The 1,030-nt window shown below is 46.0% G+C and carries 1 protein-coding gene; it reads right to left on the reverse strand.

Translation table 11 applies throughout. The features are described 5' to 3' along the window. Nucleotides 1-899 (reverse strand): hypothetical protein (locus tag B7449_RS16840; protein ID WP_048883880.1); only part of this gene is annotated, 899 nt, incomplete at its 3' end. Nucleotides 900-1,030 lie beyond the last annotated feature (131 nt).

The following is a 1,030-nucleotide window of genomic DNA, read 5'->3' on the forward strand; positions in this document are numbered from 1 at the left end:
GATGATAGCTTATCGCCCTGTCCGAAAAATGGGGACCACCTCTGGTTGACGTCCATTTCATCGAGTCTTGCAATAAAATTGCTTACTTGGCGAATAATTTCCGTCAAGCGCTTTTGACTTTCATCAGCTTTGCGCTCCATACCCATCCGTCCCAGAATAGCAATAGCAGTAGCTACGACAAAGCCAATACGGGCCGGTTGACTATCGAAAATACTACGCCCTTTCTTGATGGCTTTCTTCACGCCAGTCTCTTCCGTCTCTGCAGGCATTTCATCATCGAGCCGCGAAAAAGCTCTATCGAGATCTAGCATCATCTGCAGGACGGGATAGAAATAATGGTTATACTGATCTTCAGCAAGAGCATCAGTCATATCAAGACGAGAGAACTCATCAGCCAACGTTTCTTGAGTATCGACGTCCGTTTTCTTTAAAGCAAAGGCAATGTAAAGTTGAACTAAGTCGTCAGGCGCATACTCGCCGGACTTTGTACGACGCTCTGCTTTCTCACGGTTTAATACTCTCTCGAATCTAATACGTTTTTTCATTTCCTTAATAAGAGGGGCATAAACTACCTGAAGTTGACGGCTAAGATTCCATGGCACTTGCCCAGTATTGAGAACGAGCATGCGGTAAATAAGGCTATCAGTGCTCTCAGCGATCCAACACTCTACTCGCACGACTTTTTCTGAAACAGTATGATCTTGATCCATAGCGTCTAATAGGGCTGTAGTACGCTGCATACCATCGATGATAGAAATCGAATCAACCAACGTATCGCTCATCATACGAATAACATCGTCGGGTTTAAAGTCAGGGATCTTTTCTAGTATTTCCTGATCCACGACGACGCCAATAACGACAGGCGGCAATACCGCGCCACGTTTTACATCCGAGATCATTCGACCGCGGATACGTCGTGCGGTGGTCGTTTTTAACGCTTCACGCTGGTGTTGTAATCCACCACGGGCAGCATAAGCTTTCTCTACTAGGGCCTGTTAGGTCTTGAATAACAGAACGGACTGCATAGCTG

Source organism: Komagataeibacter intermedius TF2 (assembly GCF_000964425.1).
In the GTDB taxonomy this organism is placed as follows: Bacteria; Pseudomonadota; Alphaproteobacteria; order Acetobacterales; family Acetobacteraceae; genus Komagataeibacter; species Komagataeibacter intermedius.